Genomic DNA, 26,472 nt, shown 5'->3' with positions numbered 1-26,472 from the left:
GCACAATAAAAGAAGTGCAAAAGCGCTGGCGACAATTAGCGATTAAATACCACCCTGATAAGGCTAGTGGTAACAAAGAACGGTTTAAAATACTGAAAAGTAAATATGAGCAACTCAAGTCAAGCTGCTCTGTAAAAGGTTAACTTTTTTAAGAGTTAACTTAACGCGTTAAACGACGAGCGCGAATTTTACGCCCCTTAATATTGCCTTCAGTAAGTTTACGCAATGCAGGCTTTGAACTATTACGCTCAACAGCAACAAAAGCCACGTTATCTAGTACATTGATTTTACCCACTTGGCGTCCCGCGATACCATCCTTACCGGTTAATGCCCCTAAGATATCACCTGCGCGTACTTTTTGCTTTTTGCCTGAGTCAATCATCAATGTCACCATTTCTGGTTTATAAGGTGGCTTTTCAAGCAAGTTGAACGGTGGTAAAGGTTCTGGTAAAAAATCACATTCGTAGTGATCACCAATTTGCGCCACTTTAAACTGCTCCGCATCGCCGTAAATTGAACAGGCAATACCTTTTTTACCCGCGCGACCTGTTCGACCAATACGATGAACGTGAGTTTGTGTGTCGTGAGCTAAGTGATAGTTAATCACCATATCCATATCGTCAATGTCTAAGCCTCGGGCAGCAACATCGGTTGCCACTAAAATAGAAGCGCTTTTATTAGCAAAATGAATAAGTGTACGTTCGCGATCTCGCTGCTCTAAATCACCATGCAATGACACTGCGCTGAACCCTTCATCAGCAAGATCATCGCACACTTGTTGCGTTTCAACTTTGGTATTACAAAACACAACACAACTAGTTGGCTGAAATTTTAATAACAATAACTTTAAGGTGTTAAAGCGCTGTTTATTATTTTCCATTTTATAAAAGTACTGCTTAATCGTACTTTTTTCTTGTTCTTCTTCCACTTTAACTATGACAGGATTACTCAGCACACGCTTAGCAATGGCTTCAATCGCTCTTGGAAAAGTCGCACTGAATAACAACGTTTGGCGCTGCTTTGGAATACGCTCAATAATAGCATCCAAAGTATCTTGAAAACCCATATCGAGCATTTGGTCAGCTTCATCAAGGACTAATGTTTCAACATCATCTAAACGCAATGTGCCTTTACGAATGTGGTCGTCCACACGCCCAGGCGTACCAACAATAATATGTGCACCATGTTCAAGCGATCCAATTTGCGGGCCAATCGAAACACCACCGCATAAAGTAAGCACTTTAATGTTGTGAATACCGCGCGCTAATTTACGCATTTCGACGGCAACTTGCTCGGCAAGCTCCCGAGTTGGACATAAAACTAATGACTGAATACGAAAACGTTTTACGTTCAGTTTAGCTAACACCCCTAAGCTAAATGCGGCAGTTTTACCTGAGCCTGTTTTAGCTTGGGCAATAATATCTTTACCTTCAAGGACTGGCGGTAAGCTTTGCGCTTGCACCGGTGTCATTTGGCTGTAGCCAAGCGTTGATAAGTTATCAACAAGTTCAGATGGTAAAGATAACGATGAAAAAGCAGTTGTGGTCACAATGAATCCTGAAAAAATAAACAAGCTAATGAGGTCTGCACCTCAATTTTAATAACCTGCATAATAGCAGAATAACTAAACAGCCACCATCTGAGGCGATGATTAAAACAAATCTCAGAAAGCTATTGAAAATGACATTTATTTTCATTAACATCTGCATCACTATTTAAAGTACAAACAATACAACATGGAAGCATATAATGAAATTAAGCCCGCTGTACCTTGCACTTATTACAACAATCACCTCGGCTCAAGCCGCGCAAAACAATGACAATCTAGAGCGCATTGAAGTAAAAGGCAGTTACTTCAACGACTACAAAGTAGATAACGCCACTGGCGCAATGAGAACCTCAACCTCATTACTCGATACCGCACAATCAGTCACTGTTATTACAGATACAATTGTAAATGAGCAACTAGCAACCACCTTAGGTGAAGTACTAAGTAACGATGCGAGTTTAACGCCAGGATCTAAGCAACGTAATCGTGAAGTATTTAACTTACGTGGTTTTAAGTTAAGTTCATCAACCGGCTACCTGCGTGATGGCCACCAGCATTGGTCGCACTATCAACAACCGATTGAAATACTTCAACAAGTTGAAGTTATTAAAGGACCATCAAGTATTTTATATGGTCAATCAGGTCCTGGTGGCTTAGTTAACATGGTGACTAAAAAGCCAACTGCGCAAACATTGTTTAATGCCAGTGCAGATGTAGATCAACATGGCTCTACTCGCTTTATGGTTGATGCAGGTGGTGCACTCACTGAAGCTGAAGATTTACGTGCTCGCGGTATTTTAGTAAAGCAAGATGTTGATTATTGGCGTGAATACCAAAATGGTGAAAACCGTGAACGCGATCGCTTTTTAGGTGCATTAATTGTTGATTACGATATTAGCGATAACGCCTTAGTACGCGTACATTACGACCGCACAGATGACGAAGCCGGTTTAGATACGGGTGCCTGGATTGATAGTAATGCCAATGTAATTGGCGACGATAAAACAATTCGCGATATGTCTTGGGCGTTTACAGATATAACGGTAGAAAACCTAGGTGTTGACCTAGAAGTGTTTTTAACCGAAAACTGGCAAGTAAAACTTGGTTACAACGAGCAAACATTTGAGCGTCAACGTTTTGAGTCTGCGCCAAGTATGCCAAGTGGATTTGTTGAAGGCGACAGCTACACCTCAGAACCTTACGATCGTTTTGATGATTGGCAGTTTAAAACCGCCTTTGTTGACTTTATTGGTGAATTTGCAACAGCTGGTATTCAGCATCAACTTTTAATTGGTGCTAACTCGCTTGATTATTATTATGGCAAATTAAAAGTGCCTGAAGATCGTAAAAACACATCATATCATTTCGATTACACGGCTGGGCAAAACGAACCTGAACGTCCTAATATAAGCTACAAAACGGACGACACAATTAAATCATCTGCTTACGACTACTACGGGATTTATATCCAAGATTTAATTTCATTCTCACCAGAATGGCAACTATCGCTAGGTGGTCGTTACGATAAACAAAGTAAAGAAAACAGCAATAGCGAATCGTTCGTACCTAAAGTCGGCGTACTTTATCATCCACATGCATCTGCAACTATTTATGCCAGCTATACCGAAGGCTTTGAGCCACAAAAAGAAACGATTACTGACGAAGAAGATATCAACTTCGGTATGAAAATAGATGCTGTTACCTCAGAACAAAGAGAACTTGGTATTAAATGGCAGCTATTTGATGAGCGTTTAATGCTCAGTGGTGCAGTTTTCGATATCAGTAAAAATGGAACCTTGGTCACTGAACAACTTGAAGTACCTATGGGTTCAATTACAACTAAAACAACCCAAGTAGGCGAACAACGCCATAAAGGTTTTGAGCTAAGCGCACAAGGTGCCGCTACTGACCGCTTATTTGTTATGGCATCAACTATGTACCTAGACGCTAATTTTGAACGTGATGAAGAGTTTGAAGGTAAGCGCCCTACCGATGCCCCTAAATGGTCTGCATCACTATGGACTCGTTACGAATTAAACGACGTAATTGCATTAAACGCAGGTGCATTTTACGAAGGTGAGCGTTTTGCTGATAGTGATAACACCATTACTAAAGATGCGTACACACGTGTAGATGTAGGTGCAACGTATAAGTTTATTATGAGCAATACTGATATTAACTTACGTCTTAATGTTGAAAACTTGTTTGATACTAACTACCTTGGCGGTGGCGGTACTAACAACGTAACAGTTGGCGAAGGCACTAACTTACGTTTAGCGGCACAATTTAACTTCTAAAGCTTAACTAACCTAAATACCCATCCAAAGCCTGCATTAATAATGCGGGCTTTTTTGTCGCATTCTATTTTTACTAAGTTGTAATTAATGATTAAATAGTCGTTAATTTCTAACAAGCCAAGGTCAACCATGAAAAAGATCATCACTGGATTGCTACTAACCAGTAGTTTTTTTGCCAGCGCCGCAGAACCTGAATTTAGCGCAAAACAATTACAACAAGTCGCTGAGCTTCGAACCAACGCCAGTAACAGCGATTTAAGCTACCAATTACTTGAGTCTCTGACAACTAAAGTAGGCCCTCGTTTACCAGGTACTGAAAACGATAAAAAAGCGGTCGCTTGGGCAAAAGCACAATTTAAAGAACTTAGCTTTGATAAGATATGGCTTGAAGAAGCTACTTTTCCAGAGTGGCGCCGTTATAGCGAAAGTGGCAAAATTTTAACGCCTAGCAAGCAACCCCTGCACTTAACGGCATTAGGTCATAGCGTAAGCACACCTAAAGACGGGATCACTGCTGAAGTCGTCTTATTTGAAACGCTAGATGAGCTTATCGCCGCCCCTGCTAACAGCTTAAAAGGCAAGATTGCCTACATAAATTACCGTATGAATCGTCATATTGATGGCAACGGTTATGGGCCTGCGGTACGTGCACGCTCAACAGGCTCTGTAGAAGCCGCTAAAAAAGGCGCAATAGCTTATATGATGCGCTCGGTAAGTACAGCTCATCACCGCTTTGCTCACACCGGTGGTAGTCATTACAAAGACGGCGTAACTAAAATACCTAATGTTACTATTGCCAACCCTGATGCAGACCAAATTGCTCGACTAATCGCACTAGGTGAAAACGTAAAGGTTAATATTAACGTACAAACCGAAGATTTAGGCCAAGGGAAAGGCTATAACGTGATTGGCCAATTTAATGGCACCGAAAACCCTGAACAATATGTGCTAATTGGTGGTCACCTTGATTCATGGGACTTAGGCACAGGCGCACTGGATGATGGTGCAGGCGTTGCTTTAACAATGGCGGCCGCTAAACACATTAGCGAAATAAAACGCCCTAAACGCAGTATCCGTGTCGTGTTATTTGCCGCAGAAGAACTTGGTTTATGGGGCGCTAAAGCGTACTTTAAAAAACACCAAAATGATTTAGATAATATTGTTGCGGCTGCCGAGTCTGATTTTGGTGCTGATGTAGTGTATGGTTTTGAATCAAATGTAACAGCTGAGTCTTTACCTGTAGTGCGCGCTATCGCAGAGCAACTTGCACCACTTGATGTTGAATATATTGGTAAAAATGCAGCTCGTGGCGGCCCTGATTTAATACCGCTTAGAAGCACTGCCGGCGCTGCTATTTTCGACTTACATCAAGATGGGACTGACTACTTCGATTATCATCACACCGCTGACGATACTTTAGATAAAGTAGATCCTAAAAAGCTTAAGCAAAATACAGCGACTTACGCAGTATTCGCTTTTATGGCTGCGGATGCTAAAACCACTATGAAAGCAAAACCTGTCAGTGAGTAAGTAAACATATTTACTTATAATTTCCAGCTTGGTTTGCCCTTATTGTTAGGGCAAACACTACCCACTAAAAAATAATAGCCGCTTTTTATATTTAGTCATTTAACCCTAACTTGAATAACTATCACTATGGGGTATTCCATAGGTTTACTATAGTTAATTTGGCTATGCTGTTACTATGCGACTTTTAACTTGCGGATAGCTTACTTGACTATAAGCTGAATTAAGCTGAATTTTTACTAAACTTTTAAATCCAAGACCCATAACTAAGATAACAACTCGAAATAGCAATAAAATAAATTTATAGCATCACTATTTACACATAACTGGTTACAATATAACATTACTGATATATTATAACAAAACTATTAACACTTATGACTTTGAATTTTCAACATTTAAAAATGACTCTACTTGCTTCATCAATTGCACTACTGTGCGCATGTAACAGTGAAATTGATGATTTAGCTGCACAAAATAACCAACAAGGCTCCGAAGATACTGAGCACGATCATGTAGAGCTCACTTCAAAAGGTCGGCTCGCTATAAGCCACACCGATACTGCCAATGTGTCAATTTATGATACGGAAGAAAACCAACTATTAGAAATGTTCAATACCGTAAATACTGTTAGTGGCTTGTTTACAACTCCAGGTTACCGTTATGCGGTCGCAATTCAGCGTGATGATAACTATGTAGAGTTTATTGATGGTGGGTTATTTAGTGAAGAGCATGATGATCACTTACATGACTACCAACAAGCTCCTACCTTGTCTGGCTTTGCGCTAACTGATGAAAAACCGACACATTTTGATGTTAGTGAAGAGCAAGCGGCCCTATTTTTTGATGGCAATATAGATAGCGGTATTCCAGCTAGTTTTGCAATATTAACTGATGAATCAATTGAAGAAGGCCAAGTACTAGCACGCCATACATTTGATAATGCTATGCATGGCACAGCTCAAGTGCGCGGCGATTCAGTGATCACTACATTTAGAAGTGATAACACTGTAAGTGTACTTCCAAACTACGTAGAGCAGCTACATGTTCATGGTGATCACTATCATCAAGAGCAACGTTTTGAAGTGGACTGCCCATCTCTACATGGTAGTGCTCAAAACCATGAACATATTGCATTTGGTTGTGATGACGGCGTGTTGGTAGTCACTCAAGTGGATGAGAGTTTTAGTGCTCTAAAAGTAGCTAACCTTGACAGTTTTGCTGAAGGCGCACAGATTGCCTCTATCCAAGGTAGTGAGCACAGTGAGCTATTTTTAGGTATTGCTCAAAGTACTTTATTTTACACCATCGATGCTGAAAACAACCTAATGTCACAGCTCGATTGGCAACAAGATACTAATAACACCATACTTGCTAGTACACTTGATGCCGTCAGTGGTGAGTTTTATGTATTAGAAAGTGACGGCATGCTGTCAGTTTTATCAGCAGAAGATGGCTGGCAGGTAAGTGCTCGTTTTCAAGTTGCTGAACAACCATCAGCAAGCTACAGCATGACCGCTTCAGCGGCAGACGATACGCTTTACATCAGTGATAATAGCAATCAAAGCGTAATCAGTGTAGACACACATGAACAAACCTCAGAGACTATTTTAACGCTTGATTTCGTGCCAAATCAAATTACTTGGCTAGGTATTGCAAGTGATTCAGAACATGAAGATCACGACCATTAATCTCAACTCAGTTGAAGCTCATTTCCCATGCTAATCTTTACCGGCAAAGTTACTTTGTCGGTTTTTTTCTTTTAAAGATCGCCCAAGCATGATGCATTAACACCACAATCGCTCCAGCTAATACACCGAGTGAACCGTTAAAAATTAGCGGCGAAATAGTTTCACCAACCGTACCAAGATGCGTTAATGCATAGCTACTGACACTTTGCTGAGCATGATGCAGTACATTAATACCATGTACTAAAATACCGCCCCCCACTAAAAACATAGCCACAGTCCCTGCAAAAGCTAAAAAAGCCATTAACTTAGGCGCTGCAGCCAATAACCCTTTACCTATAACTTCCTGAAAACGACTACCTGTTTGCTGCGCTTTATTAGCTAGATATAACCCAGCATCATCGAGCTTAACAATCCCCGCAACTAAGCCATAAACACCAATGGTCATGATGATAGCTATTACACTCAGTACCAATGCTTGGTTAACGAGTGTCGCGCCTACAACCGTGCCCAAGGTGATAACAATAATCTCTGCTGACAGAATAAAGTCGGTACGGATTGCGCCTTTTACTTTTTGTTTTTCATATTCAGCTAAGCTTAGCTCCGCAGCCAATGACTGTGTTTGCTCTGGGTGTGGTAAAAACTTTTCAACGAGCTTTTCTGCTCCTTCAAAACATAAAAACAATCCACCCATCATTAATAACGGGCTTATCAACCAAGGCAGCCACACACTAATCAATAGTGCGGCGGGTACTAATATGGTTTTATTTAAAAAAGATCCTTTAGCAACCGCCCAAACCACTGGTAACTCTCGATCAGCACTAACTCCTGTCACTTGCTGTGCATTCAATGCTAAATCATCTCCAAGCACGCCTGCGGTTTTCTTCGTAGCGACTTTACTCATGGTCGCAATATCATCAAGTAAGGTGGTAATATCATCCAGTAAAGTTAAAAGGTTTGTACCTGCCATGACATTCCTCCCAATAGGTTTTATCGATAATATAAAATAGCTTAACTTATAACTTTCACCAACGGTTAATTTTGATTTGCTATGCTAGTTAAAAAATAGGATAAACAAAGGTACTTTATTATGTATAAAACACTATTAATCGCACTTGGCGTATTTGGAATTAGCGCATGTACCGAACAACCACAAACCCAAACATTTGCGTGTGATAACCAGTTAACCGCAACACTTACCAGTATTGATAATAAAAGCGCCACGCTAAAATATAACCAAAAAGAGTACCAATTAACGAAGAAAAAAGGCGCATCAGGTGTGAAGTATAGTAATGATAATGCTTTATTTTGGAGTAAGGGTAGCGAAGCAATGTTGATTATTGAGGGTAATAAACAAACCTGTAACTTACAGTAAAGCAATAAATTTAAGCCTTGGACTCGGATAGCAAGTGCATAACTAAAATCGAAGTTAGCCACTACCTTGTTGTTCAATAAATCCTTTTATGTATTTATCAAACTCATCCGCTGGTAGCGGCTTACTGTATAAAAAGCCTTGAATATAGTCACAGTTTAGGGATGATAAATAAGTTCTCTGCGCCGACGTTTCCACGCCTTCAGCAACAACCTCAAGGCGTAAGTTACTAGCCAAAGAAATAATCGCGCTCACCATCGCGCAATCTTCATTATTGTTTGGTAAATCTTTAACAAATTCACGGTCTATCTTTAACTTGTTTAACGGAAAGCGTTTCAAATAACTGAGTGATGAATACCCAGTGCCAAAGTCATCAATAGCAAGACCAACACCTAAAGCACGTATCGCTTTTAATTGCTGCAAAGTATTAGGGCTGTTATCTGCTAGTAAAGTTTCGGTGATTTCTAAAGTTAAACACTCTGCAGAAAGCTTATACTCTTGCAGCACCTCTTTCACTAATCGAGCAATATCTTGGCGAATAAACTGCACACTTGATAGGTTCACCGTTACAAAAAATTGCTCACCAAATTGGCCGCACCACTTAGCGGCTTCTCTGCATGCTTCTTTTAACACCCATTCTCCTATAGGAATAATAAGTCCTAAGTCTTCACAAATCGGAATAAACTCAGCAGGTGATACGTGACCAAGCTCGGGATTATACCAGCGCAACAAAGCCTCACAGCCAACTTTCTTTTTGTCGTTACTAACAATAGGTTGAAAATAAACCATAAGCTCATTATTGCTCAGTGCTTTATGTAAGGCATTTTCTAACTTACTACGAGCCGTTGCCTGTTCATGCAGACCCCGAGTGAAAAACTCATAGCAATTACGACCTTGCTCTTTTGCTTTATACATAGCACTGTCTGCATTTCGTAATAATATTTTTCGTTCGGTACTATCATCAGGATAAATGGTGATCCCCATACTCCCCGATACAAATACCTCTTGTTCACCAATTTGAAATGCAGAGCTAAGTGCTTTTAGTGCTTTTTTCGCTAACTGTTCAATATCACTAAGTGTATTAATACCTGGCAGTAGTAAAGCAAATTCATCCCCACCAAAGCGCGCAATTACATCCCGACTGCGCATGCAGGCCTTAAGCCTTTTTGCCGTCTCAAGTAAAAGTATATCTCCACTGTTATGCCCTAAGGTGTCATTCACACTTTTAAAACGGTCTAAATCAATAAAACAAATTGCGAGGCGTTTGTTATCAGCGTTTGCACGAATCATCTCTTGATCGAGCTTACTGTTATAGTGGTAGCGATTAGCAAGACCAGTTAGGTTATCAAAGTTAGTTTGTAACCACATTTCTTGTTCGTTTTCTTTACGCAGCGAAATATCGTTAAACAATGCCACATACACTTCTATTTGTTTTTCCTCATCAAAAACTACCGAAATATTCAACCAACACGGATAAATGCGGCCATCTTTATAACGATTCCATATTTCACCTTCCCAATGCCCTGTCTTACTTAATTGCGCATAAAGCGCTGTAAAAAATGAGGATTTGTGACGACCAGAATTTAATATTGCGGGGGTTTCTCCAAGCACATCACGCTCTTGATAACCTGTTATATGGGTAAACGCAGCATTAATAGCTTGAATTTTATTGTCACTGTTGCAAACCAAAATGCCTTCATTGGTGGTTGAAAATACGGTGCTAGCAAGACGCTGTTGTTGACGTGTTTCTAATTTTTCAGTGATATCACGAATTAAGTATATTTCACCTACTTGTTTCTTACTTTCATCTGTTACCGCGGTTATACGCACCTCACCCCAAAAGGCTTGCTCAGCTCCATTAAACTGACATTCACTATCAATGGTGGTGTTCTGTGGTAAGGCCTCCATGTATGAATAAATATTTTTACCTTTAAGCCCATTCCCTGTAGTTAGTTTTTGTACAGCCATAGTATTAGCCGCTAAAATAGTATGCTCAGTGTTTGTAAAAATAAGTAAATCATCAATACCATTAAAAATAGCTTTTAAGGTGGCACTGTCTTCTTGCGCTGACTTTTTAGCAGCACGCAAACGAGCCGCTAAAATAGCCAGAATAACCAGCATAATAAGCAACAAAGCTATTGATATAAGAGATAATGAAAATTGATCAGCACGTTTATTTTCTATTTCTTCGGTTTGGCTTGCAACCAACTCTTCGAGGTTTTCCTGGTAGTGCCACAACTCTTTTTCTAAGCTGCGCTGAGATGAGATATCATAAATAATAGAGAAGAGTAAGCGCCTGTTATTAAGCTTAAAAGGAGCTGAATAAACACTCACGGTACGGGTTTTACCACTGGCTAAACGGTGTTTAAAAACAAAGTAATTTTGTCCTTTGCTTAATGCGGCTTGGCGCTCCTGTGCGACTTGCTGCTCAGTAAAAATATTGATTTGCTGAATCTGCATTACTTGCAGTTGAGAAATGCTATAACCATAAAACTTAGCTGCCGCTTTATTAGCAAATACAATTTCCCCCGTTTGCGGTTCAACAACTAACATTACAGCACTGTGCTGAGCAAAAATTTGCTCGTCAATTATGTGTCCTAGAGTATCTACAGCAAATACCTGGCTTATAGGCATTACAAGTGCGAAAAATACAACCATGTTAAGCACTGCTTTTATAATAACCCCACCCATTAATTAAAAACTCATTTTACACACCTGCCGTAAACTATAGCCTATGTACTTAATAATGTAATAAAAACCATAACCTAAATATTCGATAAAAAACGACCTCACTACTTTAACAGCCAATTTCGCAAAAGTGGCTTTAGTTCGCTTAGTGCGCTTTATTGGGTATAATGTTTTTAGTATTTTTCAGTTTAAAGCGGCCGACAATGAAATATAAAGATCTACGCGATTTTATCGACTTACTCGAAAAAAGAGGTGAACTTAAACGCATTCACCAAGAAATTGACCCTTATTTAGAAATGACTGAAATAGCCGATCGCACTTTACGCGCTAAAGGTCCCGCTTTACTATTTGAAAATCCTAAGGGTTATGATGTCCCTGTGCTTGCCAACTTATTTGGTACACCCAAGCGTGTTGCCATGGGCATGGGTCAAGAGGATGTAAGTGAACTACGTGAAGTCGGCAAGCTATTAGCATTTTTAAAAGAACCAGAGCCACCAAAGGGTATTAAAGAAGCTTTTGGACAAATTCCTGTCTTTAAACAAGTCCTTAATATGCCTGCCAAAGAAGTAAAAAAAGCGCCGTGCCAACAAGTGATCATTGAAGGTGAAGACGTTGATTTAACAAAATTTCCTATTCAACATTGCTGGCCAGGCGATGCAGCACCACTTATCACATGGGGCTTAACTGTCACTAAAGGACCTTATAAAAAACGTCAGAATTTAGGAATCTATCGTCAACAATTACTCGGTAAAAATAAAATTATTATGCGCTGGCTATCACACCGTGGGGGCGCGCTTGATTTTCAAGAATGGTGCAAGGAGAACCCTGACCAGCCATATCCGGTGTCGGTAGCATTGGGTGCTGATCCTGCCACTATCCTTGGTGCAGTCACGCCAGTGCCTGATACCCTAAGTGAATATGCCTTTGCAGGCCTTTTGCGCGGTAGCAAAACTGAAGTGGTTAAGTCAGTCTCTAACGAATTACAAGTACCTGCCAGCGCAGAAATTGTGCTCGAAGGGCATATTATCCCTGGCGAAACGGCACCTGAAGGTCCCTATGGCGATCACACTGGTTACTATAATGAAGTTGACGATTTTCCAGTCATGACTGTGACGCATATTACTCACCGAAAAGATCCGATTTATCACAGTACTTTTACTGGCCGCCCACCTGATGAGCCGGCAGTATTAGGTGTTGCACTTAACGAAGTGTTCGTTCCGATTCTACAAAAGCAGTTTCCTGAAATTGTTGATTTTTACTTACCGCCAGAAGGCTGCTCTTACCGCATGGCCGTAGTAACAATGAAAAAACAATACCCGGGACACGCCAAACGGGTGATGATGGGAGTATGGTCTTTCTTACGTCAGTTTATGTATACCAAGTTTGTCATTGTTTGCGACGACGACATTGATGCACGTGATTGGAATGATGTGATCTGGGCTATTACCACACGTATGGATCCCGCTCGTGATACCACGCTCGTTGAAAACACCCCGATTGATTATTTAGACTTCGCATCACCGGTTTCAGGACTCGGCTCAAAAATGGGCATGGATGCAACCAATAAATGGGCGGGCGAAACTGATCGTGAATGGGGCGAGCCTATCATTATGGATAAGGCCACTAAAGACCGTGTTGATGAACTCTGGGATAGCTTGGATATTCTTTAATTTACTTATGTACCCAAACCACCTCAAGATGCAGAATTCAGCGTTTCACAGGGGCTTAATATCAAGGCGTTACTTTGCAATAATGGCAGTCCCTTTTAAGAAGTAACAACGATGAGAGTAAGTGCCTGTGAAATGCCCAACGGGTTGGTTTAAAAGCGATTTATACTGCGTTATTGATTTTACCAAGGGAATAACCATTACTTGCATCAATGCCCTTGCCTAAATCGCTTTTAATTCCAATTGAAACTCGCATCTTGAGCTGGCTTGGGTATATGTATGAGCAATAAACAAGCTATAAACTCCCTATGTAGATATGCTAGAATCGACTAACTCGAGAGCATAACTGCAATAAAAAGTAATAAAAGGTAAAACATGCAAACATTACACGCTGAAGTTGTATCGATCAGCCCTTTAACTGAATTTGTTCACAAAGTAATTTTAAAACCAGCACAAAGCGTTACCTTTGAAGCTGGTCAATACTTGCTAGTGGTATTAGCTGAAAAAGACAAGCGTGCGTTCTCTATTGCCAGTCGCCCGTCACAATGTAATGAACTTGAATTACATATTGGTGCTTCTGCTGCTGATTCATATGCGATGCAAACTCTCGAACATTTACGCCAAGCCCATGCAAACAATAAGCTTGTCGATATTGAAGCTGGCTTAGGTATTTCACAGCTGCGTTTGCAGTGCGAACGCCCTATTATTTTACTTGCCGGTGGTACTGGCTTTTCGTATGCGAAATCAATGGCTGATCATTTAAGTGAAATTGGTTGTGACCGCCCAGTATTATTTTACTGGGGGGTACGTGAAGAGTCAGCACTTTATGCTCATACAGAAATGAAAGCATGGGCTGACAGTCGCGACAACTTTAAGTTTATTCCGGTAGTCGAAAACCCATCAGATAACTGGACGGGCCATACCGGCTATGTTCATAAAGCAATAATGAATGATATTGTTTCTCTTGAACCGTATGATATTTATATGGCAGGTCGTTTTGATATGATTGGCATCGTACGCGATGACTTTATCACTCACGGCGCAATACGCGAAAACATGTATGCAGATGCATTTGCGTTTATAAAATAAATCCCCAGACAACCTATCTCTAGCGCTACATTGCCAGTTTAATGAAGATAGGCTGGCAATGAGGTCACATTGTTTAAATCTATCAAACTAATCCATATAAACAATTTCACAAAACCGCAATCATTAACCATACTTAGTTTAACAGATAACTAAGAGGTATCCTGATGCTAAATACCAAAGTAAGCGATGTAATGCAGCGTAAGTTGCCTCACATTACCCCTAATACAGAAATGACGACCGCCATTAGCGAATTACAAAAATTTAAATTGCTCGGTGCGCCAGTATTTGATGACAGTAAATGCTTAGTCGGCTTTATTTCAGAGCAAGAATTGTTAAAACCACTCATGCAAAGCAGTTATTTTTGTGATGGCGTGGTAAAAGTATCGCAGCTAATGCAAACCGAAGTCGTGACAGTTACTGGTGATACTAATATTATTGAGCTGGCCGAGAAAATGAAAACCGGTAAACCGAAAAACTACCCTGTAGTTGAGGGCACAACCGTAGTTGGCATGATTGGCCGAAGCGATATTTTAAAAGCGATGTTTAATAATTACTTATCGTGCCAAGAACATAAGGTGTAAGCCAAGCTGCTTACACCTTAATATACTAACTACCGTGCGGCTGCCAGCGCTTTAAGTTGCTGTTTTTCAGTTTCGCTTAAATAAGCAATTTCCAATGCATTAGCTTGGGCTTTGCCCATATCGGATTGAGTTAAACCCGCAGCAGGCGCTGCAACACTATATTCATGCGCTATTTCAATACCTTCAACCGCAGGATCGTCGGTATTAATACACGCTAAAATACCATGATCTAAAAAGCGCTTTAGCGGGTGTATGTCTAAACTGGCGATGGTGCTGGTTTGAATATTACTGGTTAAGCACGACTCAATTCCTATTTTTTTATCGCGCAAATAGTCCATTAATTTAGCATCTTCAATTGCTTTAACGCCATGGCCAATACGGTTTGCACCAAGCTCATTAATTGCTTGCCAAATACTTTGTGCGCCAAGCGCTTCACCTGCATGAATCGTCGCACCTAAATACGCATCACGTACTTGTTTAAAGTGCTCAACAAATAACTCCCCCGGAAAACCAATTTCATCTCCGGCTAAATCAACTGCGACTAAGTCGTTTTTAAACGCCAGCAACGCCTCTAATTCTTGCTGACAAATTTTAGTACCGTAAGTGCGCGATAAAATACCGATTAAATTGGTTTTTAAAGGACTCCCCTGGCTAGCACTTTTTACACCATCAATAACGGCTTCAACGACGCCTTGCGGATGTAATCCCTGGCTTTGTGCCATGTAATAAGGACTAAAACGCAGCTCAACATAGTCGAGCCCTTGCGCAACAGCATCTTCAACATTTTCAATAGCGATACGACGACAGGCATCGTAATCGCCGAGCACTTTGACGCCCCAATCAAGCTTTTGCAAAAACGCCATTAAGTTTGGCTCAGGATCAATCACTTGAACATGGGGAATTAATGCCTCGACGTTCTCAGCGGGTAACTTTAAATTAAACTGGCGACCAAGTTCTAAAATAGTTTGTGCACGAACGTTGCCATCTAAGTGACGATGAATATCAAGCAAGGGAAGTTTTTTATTGATCATAATTAGGTCTCAGTTGAATTTTCGCGAATCATACGCACTTAAATAGGTAATTCAAGCTTAGCTGGTTTAGTGCACATTTTTGAGGTCATATGTCTGCTTTAACGTGATAAATAAGTCGCGACGGTATACGCATTTATGTATAGCTAAAAGCAGCCACAATACAACTGAAAACGATCAATAGCCAAGAACACATTACTAAAAACCCAATAAAAATAACAAAAAAGCTAAAACGTGAGCGCCACTAAAACCTTTAAACTGGATCAACTTCTTTTATAAGCTTTGAGTTACCTACAAATACAGCGCTAATGCCTTTTCTGGTTGTGCGCTTTTACTATAACTTAATTGTGCTTGAGTTAAGTATTCAGCGCGGTTGTATGATGTTAAAGCTTTATCGAATACCCGTGAGGCTAAATCATACTCACCATGGGCATTAGCAAGACATGCCAAACTTAATAACAACGTTTCATTATCCGGGTCTTTTTTAAGTTCATCCTGAATTTTTGCTTGCAATTTTAATGCATCACCCGAGGCCGATAGCTTTAATATTTCAGCCAGTTTTTGTTGCTTATCAGAGGTTTTTAACATTTTTACAAGTACTAGTTCAATTTTGTTCAACATGCCTGCTTGCGCCATAGCTATCAGGTAACTTTGCTCAGCAAGAGGCTTAACCTTTTTACTTAGCCCGTTGTATTTATCTGTTAACGCTGTCTCACTTTGCGCTGCAAAATAAGCATTAAATAGCACTTTCCAATTTGCCTCTGACAGTACATTTTTTTGTACTAAACGTGGCATAAAAGATTCAAGTGCAGACCACTTTTGCTGCTTTACTAATACCTCAGCATATAGTTTTAACTCTAAAGTACTGGCATGCTTTGACTCTGCAAGTGCTTTTAATTCACCTGTAATTGTGCTGCAATCGCCACTTGCAAGCCATAATTTGGCTGCTTTTAATTGATTTCTTGGACTTATCTTGTCCAGCCAACCTAAAGCTTTATTTGTTTTCTGTTGCTGTAGTGCTGCCTGCGCTAAAAGCGCATAACGTACATCTTGCCACTGCTTATTCACGGTGTTTTTTTCAAGTGCTAACTCAAGCTGTTTACTATCACCATTAATTAAACTCCACACACCTTCTTCAATAGCTCGTTGTTTACGCTCTTCACTACGGGCAAAAAAACGGTGGCGAGTATTGCTATATAAAGACCATAAATAACGTACTAATTTATATATTAAGTATGCCGCCATGCCTGCGAATAATATCACTGCGCAAAAAGCAACAATCGAACCTTCTATAGTCGTTTTGTTAAATGAAATTAACACATAGCCGGTTTCGCCGATTAACATAGGTGCCACCGCCAATAACACAGCGATAGCTAAAATAACCAAGATCAAGCGGATCATTGTGCCCACTCCTTGACCTTCTCTGTACTTTGTAAGGTAATTTCTGTATTAAAATTCAGTTGCTCTTTACTTAACGCTATCAGCGATTTAAGTGTACTTTTTGTAAGGGCATCACCTTGTTTGAAATAATCTTCAACTAAACTTTGCGCTTGATCTATTGCGGTGTAATAAACACTAGCTTGGCCAGTTAATAAAGCATCTTGCGCTTGTGATAAATACAAGCTCAATCGCTGTTTTATTAAATGACGTTCTTGTTCAGTTAATAATGGCTCAATAGCAATATCTTCACGCTGGCGAATTTTGATAAAGCCATCCATTAATTGTTCCCAACTTTTAGCTAGGTTTTGCTGCCAGTCATTCACGTCATTGCTTAGAACTTGCGGCTCCTCATCACCGGCTTCGCTGGGTAATGCCACAGCATTAAAAGCAAGCTCGTCTAATTGCGTAGTTAGGCCATGTAACTTTAAGTAAATCGCTTCAACTGGCACTTTATGGACACTATTAAGTGACTGTAAGTCTTGATGGATTGCTTGGCGAATAGCACCAGTACCGGGGTGTTCAGCCAATAAGGCATCTAAACGGTTTAATACAGCAATAGCCCCTTGGTAGTCTTTTTCTGCCCAAAGTTTAAATTCAGCCATACGCTGTAAGCTGGTCACTTCTTTTGGGTTTAGGCTATACGTTTGCTGCTCTGCACGCTGCAAAGCACTTTGTAATTGCTCTGCGGTTTTTTCCTCACTATCGCTAAGTGCGTTCATGACTTTTTTCTCGCTTTGAGATAAAGCCTGCTGCACCTCTTGTTGTCTCGATTTTAATGCTTGTAACTCTTTATTAAGCATATCGTTATCGGCATTTAATTTGGCAATAACGCTAGCACCTTGTTGTTCGGTATTGAGCTTTTGATAAAATTGATAGCCCACCCCCGATGCCACAATTAACGAAATTAATAACGCTAAACTACCCGTTTTACTGACACCCGCTTTTTGGTTTTTGTGCATGGTATTATCTTTTTTATTCGCTGAAGCAGCACTCGTCGATGAAGCTTTTTTAGTTTCTGCAGCGGTTGCTTTTTTATCAGCCGTGCTTTGCGGTTCAGGCTTACTGGTTACTTTAGGATCTTCGCTCATAATGCTACCTTGCTTATCGATGCAGGAAAACAAAGCGCTATCGCTTGCCCCTGCAGCAATGTGTATATTAGTCTTTTTAATGCTTTGCGATTCAAGATGCTCACCAATTCGCTGGCTCGCCACATAAAACTGACACTGTAATAACCAGTCTAGTTGGGCTTGGGGTAAATCGCGAAATATCACGTCAACCGCCGCATTACTGGTAATAACTATACCGCTAACATTTATATTTTGCCAATGGTCTAACCACTTTTGCGAATGCGTATCTACAGCAGTACGCTCATAAACCACCACGCTATTTAAAAATGCGCCACGCTCTTTAAGGGTACCGGCAATAACTGTGCGGCCGCCTTTACCTTTAACCAATACAATATTTTGACTATCAACTTGTTGCAACGATTCTAGTGCTAATAAACTTTCTGAGTCATGCTGTTTTGGTAGTGCAGCACGCACGCCAAAAGCATCCCAAACCGCATCGGCGGTTTGCTGTCCTACCGCATAAAACTGTGCTTTGGTGTTAATGTTAGGCTTTAATTCAAGTAACGCTTTTACTGAGTCTTGTGAAATAAACACAATTTTATCAGCATTCAATAAAGGGGTGAGTTGAGTTTGATTAGGGGTTAAGTAATCAAGCTTTAACACCGGAAATAAAGTCGCTTGATAACCCGCCTGCTGAAGCTGCTGGGCCAAAGCGTCACCTTTTCCGTGTGGTCGGGTTATCAGTATATTCATGGCTTATGCGTCTCTATACACTTGGGCTAAAATTTTATCTGCACCTTGAGCAAGCAGTTTTTCAGCCAGCTCAACACCTAGTTTGTCAGCGTCGTTTACATGGCCTGAAACCTCATCACGAAGCATTTGGCTGCCATCAACCGCGCCCACTAAACCTCGTAGATGCACTTGCTCACCATTAACTAAGGCATAAGCGCCAATTGGCACTTGGCAACCACCTTCTAAGCGACGATTCATAGCGCGCTCAGCGCTAACTTGAATACGCGTTTCATTATGCTCAAGTGGCGCAAGTAACGCTTTAAGCATTTTGTCATCTTCGCGGCACTCAATGCCAACAGCGCCTTGGCCATTGGCAGGTAATGACACTTCAGGTTCAATAAAGGCCGTAATACGGTCATGCATTTCTAAACGAATTAAGCCCGCAGCCGCCAAAATAATTGCGTCGTATTGACCTTTATCTAATTTAGCTAGCCGGGTGTTCACGTTGCCACGTAAGTCATTAATCACTAAATCAGGGCGCGCTTCGCGTATTTGGCACTGGCGACGTAAACTTGAAGTACCAACAATCGCGCCTTGAGGTAGCTCATCAATACTGGAAAAGTTATTTGAAACAAACGCATCTCGCGGGTCTTCACGCTGGCAAATAGTATGCAAAACTAAGCCTTCAGGAAATTCAACAGGCACATCTTTCATCGAATGCACGGCAATATCGGCGCGCCCATCAAGCATTGCTTGCTCAAGTTCTTTAACAAATAATCCTTTACCACCAATTTTTGCCAGTGGCGTATCTAAAATAATATCCCCTTGCGTGGACATAGGCACTAGTTCAACGCTTACATCATCATGCAAGTGCTCAAGCTGCGCTTTAACGAACTCAGCTTGCCACAGCGCTAAGGCGCTTTTTCGAGTCGCTATGCGAACGTGTTTTGTTTTATCTATCATAAAGGTTCCAATACAATATCGTATGCAAATAAACCAAGAGGCTTAGTTTGCTAAAATTCTGAATTCTTTTTTAGCCAATAAGTGGCCTTGCTCATCCACTACATCGATGCGCCATTCGCCTATTTGTTCTGCCATGATGCTTTTATTTGAGTAAGTGCGATAGCGCGGTGTGGTTACACTTAAATCTATGCTGGCAACAACCTCACCTTGATAATACCAAATATGCTGAACGTGTTGCCCTTGCAAGTTTTTAAGCTCACTAAAAAAGGCGAGGGTTTTAGTAAAGTCACTACGACGAATATCCGCCTGAAAAACATTCACTGGTTCGCGGTTTTTTACTTCGCGGGTCAGTACAGCGCGGCTCACTTTTTCAGTATTAATGCTCGCGCCAAGTGCCACATTAGCGACATGGGCTGATTGTGGAAAGCCTTCTAGGTCATCTTGTTTTGAGGGCTTTACTGATTGCTCGCTATTAGTTTCAAGCGGCTGCTCTTGTGTAGTGCCGGTGGTGCTACTCATTGATATTTCGCCCGAGCTACTAGCTTCTTCAACAGCGTTAACGGCCTCATCCTCGTCTATTTCGGTTGTTGTCTGCAGATCACTTTTCTGCACAACACGTTCTGGATTTACTGCGTCACCTTCAGAAACGGTCGAACTGTTCTGTTGACTGCTTGGCAGAAAATCATTTTGTTCGCTCTTTGCTAATATAGGCTCTTGCTCTGTAGCTTTTAGTTCAGGTTTTAGCTCTGATGTAAGCTCCAGCTCTTCAAGGTTACTATCAAGCGCTACAGCCTTAGTTACAGCACTTGGCGTGTCATCAGTGTCGCTTTGCTCTGCATTCACTGAACTTATTAAACCGTAAAAAGCACTCAATAATAACAGCACAATCCCCGCAGCAATAATAATCCGCCGCCAATGCCATTGATAGGTGGTCGTTGGCACTTTGGACTCAGCGGGCCCTTTCATATTGGCGGTGATCACTATTTTTTGACTCATACTAGCCTCTGCTACTTATATAATTAACTCAAGCGGGCAATTAACCATTGACGAATTGCTGCCAACTCTTCCCCGCAGACTTGGTGAGCCATTGGATAGTCTTGCCAACTTACATCCATGTTATTTGCTTGTAATATATCAAATGCATTACGTCCGGCACTGTGTGGTACTACATCGTCATGGCGGCCATGAGCCATAAAAACATTTAAATTTGTATGCTTTGCTTCATCTGCAAGTTTATTAGGCGCGCACATATAAGTCGAAAGTGCCATAACGCCCGCTAACTTTTGCGTAAAACGCGGTGCCAAGTGTAACGAAACAACCCCGCCTTGAGAAAATCCCGCTAGAATAATTTTATCAGCAGGAATGCCACTGGCAAGCTCTTGTTCAATAAGCTGCTGAACTTTAGCCGCTGACTCTCGTACGCCAGCCTCATCGGCCCGCGCCTCTAGATCCATTGATTTAATATCGTACCATGAGCGCATTGCCATTCCGCCGTTCAGCGTTACTGGCTGAATTGGCGCATGAGGAAAAATAAACCGCACACCTAATTCATCAGGTAAAGCTAATTGCGTGGCAACAGGTAAAAAACCATCACCAGAATCGCCTAAACCATGCAACCAAATAACACTGGCTTTGTGCTCAGTTTTTGCTGGGTGTTCAACAAATTCTAAACTCATAACGTTGATTGCCACTCAATTGGTTGGCCTGCTTGTCGAGTTGTTGCTTCATTTATAAATTGCCAAAACTCTGCACCTGAGCGGTTATCAATCCACTTATCACCACGTAATTCAAAGTGGTGACCATTAAATTTAGTTGCTACCCATACTTGATGTAAAGGCGCTTGCTTATTAATTACAATTTTAGTGCGATCAGGGAAAATAATTTCTAAAATTCCTTCAGCTGATTCGTAATCTAAATCGGCACCACAATCATCTACTTGTTCTTCAATAGTGAACATTAGGGCTTCGGCTAATTGATGGTATTCATGATCAGTCATTATCATTTCCTTTACGAGCATTTTCTAGGCTGAACCTAGCATTGGGTACATAGGACATGCAGATAGTGTAACAGGAATAAAATCATCCGCGAATAGCTGCATTTTTTAGATATTCTGGTACTCTGCGAGTATAAAGCCAGCAACGCGATTAATCTAATGAAACAGACACATCTTAAACAATTAAAGTACATACCTGTACTAGGTATTTTATTTATCGTATTAGCCGGTTGCGGGCAAAGCGGGCCTCTTTACCTGCAAGAAGAAAAAAATGAACCAAATCAACCGGATCAAGTAGCTCCCGCTACTACCCCATCATCAACAACTGAACCTAAACAGGAACAATAGATGGATTTTTTTAAATATAAAAATAACCAGCTGCACGCTGAAGACACCGCTGTCAATCAAATTGTAGAGAAGTATGGTACACCCTGCTATATCTATTCACGCCAAACTTTTGAACGTCATTATAAAGCGTTTGCTGAAGCAGCGACTGAACATAAAAACTTAGTTTGCTATGCTGTTAAAGCAAACTCAAATATAGCCGTATTAAACATACTTGCTCGTCTTGGTTCCGGTTTTGATATTGTATCAAAAGGTGAGCTTGCGCGAGTCATGCAAGCTGGCGGTGATGTTAAAAAAGTGGTGTTTTCTGGCGTAGCTAAAACGGCAGACGAAATCGCTTACGCCCTTGAATTGGGCATTAAATGTTTTAATGTTGAATCGGTATCTGAACTTGACCGTATTTCAGGAGTTGCTACTGAATTAAATCTCGTTGCGCCAATTTCAATTCGAGTTAACCCTGACATTGATGCTAAAACGCACCCATATATTTCAACGGGCTTGAAAGAAAATAAATTTGGTATTGATATTCAAACAGCCGTTAGCGTTTATCAGTACGCGGCATCATTACCGAATTTAAAAATCACCGGGGTTGATTGCCATATCGGCTCACAGCTCACAGAAGTAAAACCATTTCTAGAAGCGCTCGATAAAGTACTGGCGCTTATTGATGAGTTAAAAGCGAACGACATCAATCTTAGCCACTTAGATATTGGTGGCGGCTTAGGCGTTACTTACAACGACGAAGCACCACCACACCCTAGCGAGTATGTTGCTCTTGTTACTGAGCGTTTAGCTGATTATAAACACCTTGAACTCATTTTTGAGCCCGGTCGTGCCATTGCTGCCAATGCTGGTATCTTAGTGACAAAAGTCGAGTTTATAAAACAAAATCAAGACAAGTTTTTTGCCATTGTCGATGCAGGCATGAACGATATGCTGCGCCCTTCGCTCTATCAAGCATGGCAAAACATTGTGCCTGTTACACCACGCAATGACAGTACACCCACTCATAACTTTGACATTGTCGGTCCCGTTTGTGAAACCGGTGACTTTTTAGGTAAAGATCGCATGCTTGCCTTAGAACAAGGGGATTTACTGGCCCAGCGTAGTGCTGGCGCTTATGGTTTTACCATGAGCTCAAACTACAATTCACGCCCAAAAGTGGCTGAGATTATGGTTGATGGCGAGCAAAGCTTTGTTATCCGCGAACGCGAGTTACTTGAGAACCTTTGGCAAGGTGAGAAAATTTTACCATAAACGTTTTCATTACGGTGGCGCTCTGTGGCATGATTAGCACAGAGCAAAACCGAATTAGAGCGCTATGTTAGTTAATTTTTCAAAAATGCACGGCTTAGGCAACGACTTTGTTGTTATTGATAACATTACACAAAATGTTTTTCTATCCCGAGATCAAATCAAAAAGCTGGCTGATCGTCACTTCGGCATAGGCTTTGACCAACTATTAATGGTCGAAGCTCCTTATTCTCCTGATCTTGATTTTCACTATCGTATTTTCAACGCTGACGGCAACGAAGTAGAACAATGTGGCAACGGTGCTCGCTGTTTCGCGCGTTTTGTACGTATGAAAGGCTTAACTAATAAGCATAAAGTAACGGTTTCGACTAAATCAGGAAACCTTACTCTTTACATTGAAAAAGACGGCCAAGTCACGGTTAATATGGGACACCCCAGCTTTGAACCAAGCAAAATTCCATTAAAAGCCACAAAGCGCGAACTTACTTATATTATCCGCGCAGAAGAACACACCGTTTTTAGTGGAGCTGTATCGATAGGCAACCCGCACTGTGTGTTAGAAGTGGATGATGTTGACACTGCTGACGTTGCCACCCTTGGGCCACTTTTAGAGAGTCACGAACGCTTTCCACAACGCGCTAATGTCGGCTTTATGCAGGTTATTTCTAAAGAACATATTAAACTAAGAGTGTGGGAACGCGGCGTAAACGAAACACTTGCCTGTGGCACAGGAGCTTGTGCGGCTATGGTGATTGGGCAAATTCAAAGTAAATTAACGACCACCGTACAAGTAGATTTACCAGGTGGTAGCTTACAAATTCGTTGGCAAGGTGAAGGTCACCCAGTACGTATGACCGGCCCAGCAGAACATATATTTGATGGGCAGGTAGCCTTATGAGCCAAGTGACACCTCAACAAGTTACTGAGTATTTACAGCAAAACCCAGACTTTTTACTACAAAATCCGGCTCTATTAACTCAGCTTGAGCTACAACAGCAAGCCCAAGGCGCAACATCGCTGGTACATATTCAGCAGCGAAAACTGCGTGAGCACAATACTTTATTAAAAAACCAAATAGATACACTTATCGCACAAGCTAAAGAAAATGAACTGATTTATCGTTTATTTAGCGAGTGCCATCGTCAACTTTGGACCAATTACGACTTTAAAACCTTAGCGAGCAATTTACGTAATATCATTTGTACGAACCCAGAGGTTAGCGAATGCCATTTAGTGCGTTACGAAAAAAAATATGATGACTTAATTGCTCACAGGCTTGCTGACTCAGGCAGCTATTTAGGCCGTGCAAACGAACAAGAACGAGAGTTGCTTTTTTCAAAAAGCACCCAATCAACCGCACTTTACTTGATTGGCAACAATCAGAACCCAGTGGCCATTCTTGCTTTTGGTAGTGACAATATGAGCCATTTTGAGCCTGCTAAAGACAGCTTTTTCATATTAGAGTTTGTCCGTTCGTTACAGTTAAGATTATTAGAGTTGGAACGAGCATGAGCCAAAGCGTGCCGCCCACTGTCAATGAGCTTTGCAATGAGCTACACGATGATTGGCGCACAGCAATTACCGCCTTTGGCGAATATCTTCGTTATGAAAGACAGTACTCTGCTCATACAGTTTTGCAATACACCAGCCAATTACAGTTTGCCGCACTCTACTTTAGTAAGCTCTGCGATAATTGGTCACAAGTACAAGGCGAACATATACGCCGTTACAGCATGCAGCTACGCGCCAAGCAATTGAGCGGCCGTACCATTAGCTTAAAGCTCAGTTGTATTCGTAGATTATATAAATTTTTAAAAAACAAAAGTGACGACCATACAACACATTACCACAACCCTGCCGAGGCTATTAAAGGCCCTAAGTTTGCAAAGCCATTACCAAAAAATCTCGATGTTGACCAAGTGGCAAGGTTATTAGATATTGATGTTGATGATCCGCTTGCCATCCGCGACAAAGCTATGATGGAACTTATGTATTCATCAGGTTTACGTATTAGCGAGTTAGTCGGTGCAAACTTACAAGATATAAAACGCGGTGAAGGAGAAATACGAGTACGTGGTAAAGGCAATAAAGAGCGCTTAATACCCGTTGGTTCAAAAGCGCTTGATGCGCTCACTGATTGGCTAAAAGTTCGCGCTCAATTTGCTAAACCTGATGAAATAGCTATTTTTGTGAGCAGTAAAAAGAACCGCATTTCGGTGCGCCAAGTACGTTTAAGAATGCAAGAATGGGGTATTAAGCAAGGTATTAGCTCACAGGTTCATCCGCATAAGTTACGTCATTCGTTCGCATCGCATATTTTAGAATCATCTGGCGATTTACGCGCAGTACAAGAACTGTTAGGCCACAGTAGTTTATCGGCCACGCAAGTCTATACTCACTTAGATTTTCAGCATCTCGCCAAAGTATACGATAACACTCACCCGCGAGCTAAAAAGCGCCCCGAATAAAGAGCCCATTATGATCCGTTTTAACCGAGCTATTTCACCTTTCTCTGTGCTTAGTTTTGATTTAGACGACACGCTTTATAATAACCACCCTATTATTAAAGCAGCTGTTCAAGCACAAATGGATTACCTTAATACCTTACCGAAGTGGCAGGCTCAAGGTAAACAGTACTGGCAACAATGTCGCGAACAGGCAGTAAAACAGCAACCCGGTCTTGTCGACGATGTTACGCTTTGGCGTAAAGCCACCTTACGTGTTGGCCTTGGTAAAATGGGCCTTACAGCCAATGAGGTTGAACATCATGCAACAGTCGCTTATCAAGCCTTTGCAGATGCGCGCAGCCAAATTACTGTTTCCGATGAGGTGTTAAGCTTACTTACTAAACTCGCTAAACAGTACCGCTTAATTGCTATTACCAACGGCAATGTTGAAATTGATAAGTTTAATCTTAGAGGTATCTTTGAGTTAGTACTGCAAGCAGGTATAAATGGTAAAGCGAAACCGCATACAGCCATGTTTGAACAAGCCTCAAAGCAGTTAAATGTCGCCCCACAGAACATTTTGCATATTGGCGATAGTCTAGATACCGATGTGCAAGGCGCCCACAATGCAGGTTGTCAGTCGGTTTGGCTTAATAATCAACAAGCTAATTACGCATATAGAGGCCTTGCCGATGTTGAAATAACCGATATTCAAGCGCTTCAATATTTTATAAACTATGTGTGA

Annotated in this window: 24 protein-coding genes; 14 read left to right on the top strand and 10 right to left on the bottom strand. The window is 41.1% G+C overall.

The features are described from left to right. Nucleotides 1-14: 14 nt before the first annotated feature. Nucleotides 15-143: a DnaJ domain-containing protein gene (locus tag ACT3RM_RS00440; protein ID WP_441993139.1), complete on the top strand. Its 129-nt coding sequence runs from the start codon at nt 15-17 to the stop codon at nt 141-143. Nucleotides 144-160: 17 nt separating this feature from the next. Here ACT3RM_RS00440 and dbpA read toward each other — a convergent pair whose 3' ends face one another. Next, a complete protein-coding gene (gene dbpA, locus ACT3RM_RS00435; protein WP_441994480.1) occupies nt 161-1,549 on the bottom strand; it encodes an ATP-dependent RNA helicase DbpA in 1,389 nt (462 codons plus the stop codon). A 200-nt stretch (nt 1,550-1,749) separates the two neighbouring features. Between dbpA and ACT3RM_RS00430 the strand changes: the two genes are divergently transcribed. The 3 genes from ACT3RM_RS00430 (at nt 1,750) to ACT3RM_RS00420 (ending at nt 7,064) form a co-directional block, all read left to right on the top strand. Further along, nucleotides 1,750-3,846: a TonB-dependent siderophore receptor gene (locus tag ACT3RM_RS00430; protein WP_441994481.1), complete on the top strand. Its 2,097-nt coding sequence runs from the start codon at nt 1,750-1,752 to the stop codon at nt 3,844-3,846. Nucleotides 3,847-3,975: 129 nt separating this feature from the next. Further along, nucleotides 3,976-5,376 carry a M20/M25/M40 family metallo-hydrolase gene (locus ACT3RM_RS00425; RefSeq protein WP_441994482.1) on the top strand — a complete coding sequence of 467 codons (1,401 nt, stop codon included), beginning with the start codon at nt 3,976-3,978 and terminating at the stop codon, nt 5,374-5,376. Nucleotides 5,377-5,750: 374 nt separating this feature from the next. Continuing rightward, nucleotides 5,751-7,064 (top strand): hypothetical protein, encoded by a 1,314-nt coding sequence (locus tag ACT3RM_RS00420; protein WP_441993346.1) that lies wholly within the window; start codon nt 5,751-5,753, stop codon nt 7,062-7,064. A gap of 49 nt (nt 7,065-7,113) precedes the next feature. On the opposite strand, the gene ACT3RM_RS00415 is transcribed toward ACT3RM_RS00420, so the two are convergent. Further along, on the bottom strand, nt 7,114-8,031 hold the full coding sequence (locus tag ACT3RM_RS00415) for a DUF808 domain-containing protein (RefSeq protein WP_441834063.1): 918 nt from the start codon (nt 8,029-8,031) through the stop codon (nt 7,114-7,116). A 120-nt stretch (nt 8,032-8,151) separates the two neighbouring features. On the opposite strand from ACT3RM_RS00415, the gene ACT3RM_RS00410 reads away from it, so the two are divergent. Then, entirely contained in the window at nt 8,152-8,436 is a 285-nt protein-coding gene (locus tag ACT3RM_RS00410) for an MliC family protein (RefSeq protein WP_441834062.1), read from the top strand. A gap of 54 nt (nt 8,437-8,490) precedes the next feature. Here ACT3RM_RS00410 and ACT3RM_RS00405 read toward each other — a convergent pair whose 3' ends face one another. Further along, nucleotides 8,491-11,091 carry an EAL domain-containing protein gene (locus tag ACT3RM_RS00405; protein WP_441834061.1) on the bottom strand — a complete coding sequence of 867 codons (2,601 nt, stop codon included), beginning with the start codon at nt 11,089-11,091 and terminating at the stop codon, nt 8,491-8,493. A 233-nt stretch (nt 11,092-11,324) separates the two neighbouring features. On the opposite strand from ACT3RM_RS00405, the gene ubiD reads away from it, so the two are divergent. The 3 genes from ubiD to ACT3RM_RS00390 all read left to right on the top strand — a co-directional run bounded on the left by ubiD (nt 11,325) and on the right by ACT3RM_RS00390 (nt 14,458). Then, nucleotides 11,325-12,791: a 4-hydroxy-3-polyprenylbenzoate decarboxylase gene (ubiD, locus tag ACT3RM_RS00400; RefSeq protein WP_441834060.1), complete on the top strand. Its 1,467-nt coding sequence runs from the start codon at nt 11,325-11,327 to the stop codon at nt 12,789-12,791. A gap of 372 nt (nt 12,792-13,163) precedes the next feature. Then, nucleotides 13,164-13,877, top strand: a complete 714-nt coding sequence (fre, locus tag ACT3RM_RS00395) for an NAD(P)H-flavin reductase (protein ID WP_441834059.1) — start codon at nt 13,164-13,166, stop codon at nt 13,875-13,877. 164 nt (nt 13,878-14,041) lie between these two features. Beyond that, entirely contained in the window at nt 14,042-14,458 is a 417-nt protein-coding gene (locus ACT3RM_RS00390; protein WP_441834058.1) for a CBS domain-containing protein, read from the top strand. 29 nt (nt 14,459-14,487) lie between these two features. Here the strand turns inward: ACT3RM_RS00390 and add are convergent, their stop codons facing one another. The 7 genes from add to cyaY form a co-directional block, all read right to left on the bottom strand. Next, a complete protein-coding gene (gene add / locus ACT3RM_RS00385) occupies nt 14,488-15,489 on the bottom strand; it encodes an adenosine deaminase (protein ID WP_441834057.1) in 1,002 nt (333 codons plus the stop codon). A gap of 288 nt (nt 15,490-15,777) precedes the next feature. Next, a complete protein-coding gene (locus ACT3RM_RS00380; protein ID WP_441834056.1) occupies nt 15,778-16,887 on the bottom strand; it encodes a heme biosynthesis HemY N-terminal domain-containing protein in 1,110 nt (369 codons plus the stop codon). Continuing rightward, complete coding sequence (locus ACT3RM_RS00375; RefSeq protein ID WP_441834055.1) at nt 16,884-18,746, bottom strand: uroporphyrinogen-III C-methyltransferase; 1,863 nt, start codon at nt 18,744-18,746, stop codon at nt 16,884-16,886. The genes ACT3RM_RS00380 and ACT3RM_RS00375 overlap by 4 nt, the downstream gene beginning before the upstream one ends. A 3-nt stretch (nt 18,747-18,749) precedes the next feature. Beyond that, complete coding sequence (gene hemC / locus ACT3RM_RS00370; RefSeq protein WP_441834054.1) at nt 18,750-19,688, bottom strand: hydroxymethylbilane synthase; 939 nt, start codon at nt 19,686-19,688, stop codon at nt 18,750-18,752. Between the two features lie 42 nt (nt 19,689-19,730). Continuing rightward, a complete protein-coding gene (locus ACT3RM_RS00365; protein ID WP_441834053.1) occupies nt 19,731-20,684 on the bottom strand; it encodes a DUF2914 domain-containing protein in 954 nt (317 codons plus the stop codon). Between the two features lie 23 nt (nt 20,685-20,707). Then, on the bottom strand, nt 20,708-21,364 hold the full coding sequence (locus ACT3RM_RS00360; RefSeq protein WP_441834052.1) for an alpha/beta hydrolase: 657 nt from the start codon (nt 21,362-21,364) through the stop codon (nt 20,708-20,710). Beyond that, entirely contained in the window at nt 21,361-21,684 is a 324-nt protein-coding gene (gene cyaY, locus ACT3RM_RS00355) for an iron donor protein CyaY (protein ID WP_441834051.1), read from the bottom strand. The genes ACT3RM_RS00360 and cyaY overlap by 4 nt, the downstream gene beginning before the upstream one ends. A gap of 156 nt (nt 21,685-21,840) precedes the next feature. On the opposite strand from cyaY, the gene lptM reads away from it, so the two are divergent. The 6 genes from lptM to ACT3RM_RS00325 all read left to right on the top strand — a co-directional run bounded on the left by lptM (nt 21,841) and on the right by ACT3RM_RS00325 (nt 26,472). After that, complete coding sequence (gene lptM / locus ACT3RM_RS00350) at nt 21,841-22,029, top strand: LPS translocon maturation chaperone LptM (RefSeq protein WP_441834050.1); 189 nt, start codon at nt 21,841-21,843, stop codon at nt 22,027-22,029. Then, nucleotides 22,030-23,283, top strand: coding sequence for a diaminopimelate decarboxylase (gene lysA, locus ACT3RM_RS00345; RefSeq protein ID WP_441834049.1), 1,254 nt, complete (start codon nt 22,030-22,032; stop codon nt 23,281-23,283). A 64-nt stretch (nt 23,284-23,347) separates the two neighbouring features. Next, nucleotides 23,348-24,178, top strand: coding sequence for a diaminopimelate epimerase (gene dapF / locus ACT3RM_RS00340; RefSeq protein ID WP_441834048.1), 831 nt, complete (start codon nt 23,348-23,350; stop codon nt 24,176-24,178). After that, entirely contained in the window at nt 24,175-24,792 is a 618-nt protein-coding gene (locus ACT3RM_RS00335; protein WP_441834047.1) for a DUF484 family protein, read from the top strand. Before dapF ends, ACT3RM_RS00335 begins: the two co-directional genes overlap by 4 nt. Further along, nucleotides 24,789-25,748: a tyrosine recombinase XerC gene (locus ACT3RM_RS00330; protein WP_441834046.1), complete on the top strand. Its 960-nt coding sequence runs from the start codon at nt 24,789-24,791 to the stop codon at nt 25,746-25,748. Before ACT3RM_RS00335 ends, ACT3RM_RS00330 begins: the two co-directional genes overlap by 4 nt. A gap of 10 nt (nt 25,749-25,758) precedes the next feature. Continuing rightward, a complete protein-coding gene (locus ACT3RM_RS00325; RefSeq protein ID WP_441834045.1) occupies nt 25,759-26,472 on the top strand; it encodes an HAD-IA family hydrolase in 714 nt (237 codons plus the stop codon).

The sequence above is a fragment of the Pseudoalteromonas sp. AOP7-A1-14 genome, assembly GCF_052376275.1.
GTDB lineage: Bacteria > Pseudomonadota > Gammaproteobacteria > Enterobacterales > Alteromonadaceae > Pseudoalteromonas.
This window is presented reverse-complemented; position numbering and strand designations above follow the sequence as displayed.

Bases quoted from the DNA above. Each gene is read 5' to 3' on its own strand.
- ACT3RM_RS00430 (WP_441994481.1), top strand. From the start codon at position 1,750: ATGAAATTAAGCCCGCTGTACCTTGCACTTATTACAACAATCACCTCG.
- ACT3RM_RS00425 (WP_441994482.1), top strand. From the start codon at position 3,976: ATGAAAAAGATCATCACTGGATTGCTACTAACCAGTAGTTTTTTTGCC.
- ACT3RM_RS00420 (WP_441993346.1), top strand. From the start codon at position 5,751: ATGACTTTGAATTTTCAACATTTAAAAATGACTCTACTTGCTTCATCA.
- ACT3RM_RS00415 (WP_441834063.1), bottom strand. From the start codon at position 8,031: ATGGCAGGTACAAACCTTTTAACTTTACTGGATGATATTACCACCTTA.
- ACT3RM_RS00410 (WP_441834062.1), top strand. From the start codon at position 8,152: ATGTATAAAACACTATTAATCGCACTTGGCGTATTTGGAATTAGCGCA.
- ACT3RM_RS00405 (WP_441834061.1), bottom strand. From the start codon at position 11,091: ATGGTTGTATTTTTCGCACTTGTAATGCCTATAAGCCAGGTATTTGCT.
- ubiD (WP_441834060.1), top strand. From the start codon at position 11,325: ATGAAATATAAAGATCTACGCGATTTTATCGACTTACTCGAAAAAAGA.
- fre (WP_441834059.1), top strand. From the start codon at position 13,164: ATGCAAACATTACACGCTGAAGTTGTATCGATCAGCCCTTTAACTGAA.
- ACT3RM_RS00390 (WP_441834058.1), top strand. From the start codon at position 14,042: ATGCTAAATACCAAAGTAAGCGATGTAATGCAGCGTAAGTTGCCTCAC.
- add (WP_441834057.1), bottom strand. From the start codon at position 15,489: ATGATCAATAAAAAACTTCCCTTGCTTGATATTCATCGTCACTTAGAT.
- ACT3RM_RS00380 (WP_441834056.1), bottom strand. From the start codon at position 16,887: ATGATCCGCTTGATCTTGGTTATTTTAGCTATCGCTGTGTTATTGGCG.
- ACT3RM_RS00375 (WP_441834055.1), bottom strand. From the start codon at position 18,746: ATGAATATACTGATAACCCGACCACACGGAAAAGGTGACGCTTTGGCC.
- hemC (WP_441834054.1), bottom strand. From the start codon at position 19,688: ATGATAGATAAAACAAAACACGTTCGCATAGCGACTCGAAAAAGCGCC.
- ACT3RM_RS00365 (WP_441834053.1), bottom strand. From the start codon at position 20,684: ATGAGTCAAAAAATAGTGATCACCGCCAATATGAAAGGGCCCGCTGAG.
- ACT3RM_RS00360 (WP_441834052.1), bottom strand. From the start codon at position 21,364: ATGAGTTTAGAATTTGTTGAACACCCAGCAAAAACTGAGCACAAAGCC.
- cyaY (WP_441834051.1), bottom strand. From the start codon at position 21,684: ATGACTGATCATGAATACCATCAATTAGCCGAAGCCCTAATGTTCACT.
- lptM (WP_441834050.1), top strand. From the start codon at position 21,841: ATGAAACAGACACATCTTAAACAATTAAAGTACATACCTGTACTAGGT.
- lysA (WP_441834049.1), top strand. From the start codon at position 22,030: ATGGATTTTTTTAAATATAAAAATAACCAGCTGCACGCTGAAGACACC.
- dapF (WP_441834048.1), top strand. From the start codon at position 23,348: ATGTTAGTTAATTTTTCAAAAATGCACGGCTTAGGCAACGACTTTGTT.
- ACT3RM_RS00335 (WP_441834047.1), top strand. From the start codon at position 24,175: ATGAGCCAAGTGACACCTCAACAAGTTACTGAGTATTTACAGCAAAAC.
- ACT3RM_RS00330 (WP_441834046.1), top strand. From the start codon at position 24,789: ATGAGCCAAAGCGTGCCGCCCACTGTCAATGAGCTTTGCAATGAGCTA.
- ACT3RM_RS00325 (WP_441834045.1), top strand. From the start codon at position 25,759: ATGATCCGTTTTAACCGAGCTATTTCACCTTTCTCTGTGCTTAGTTTT.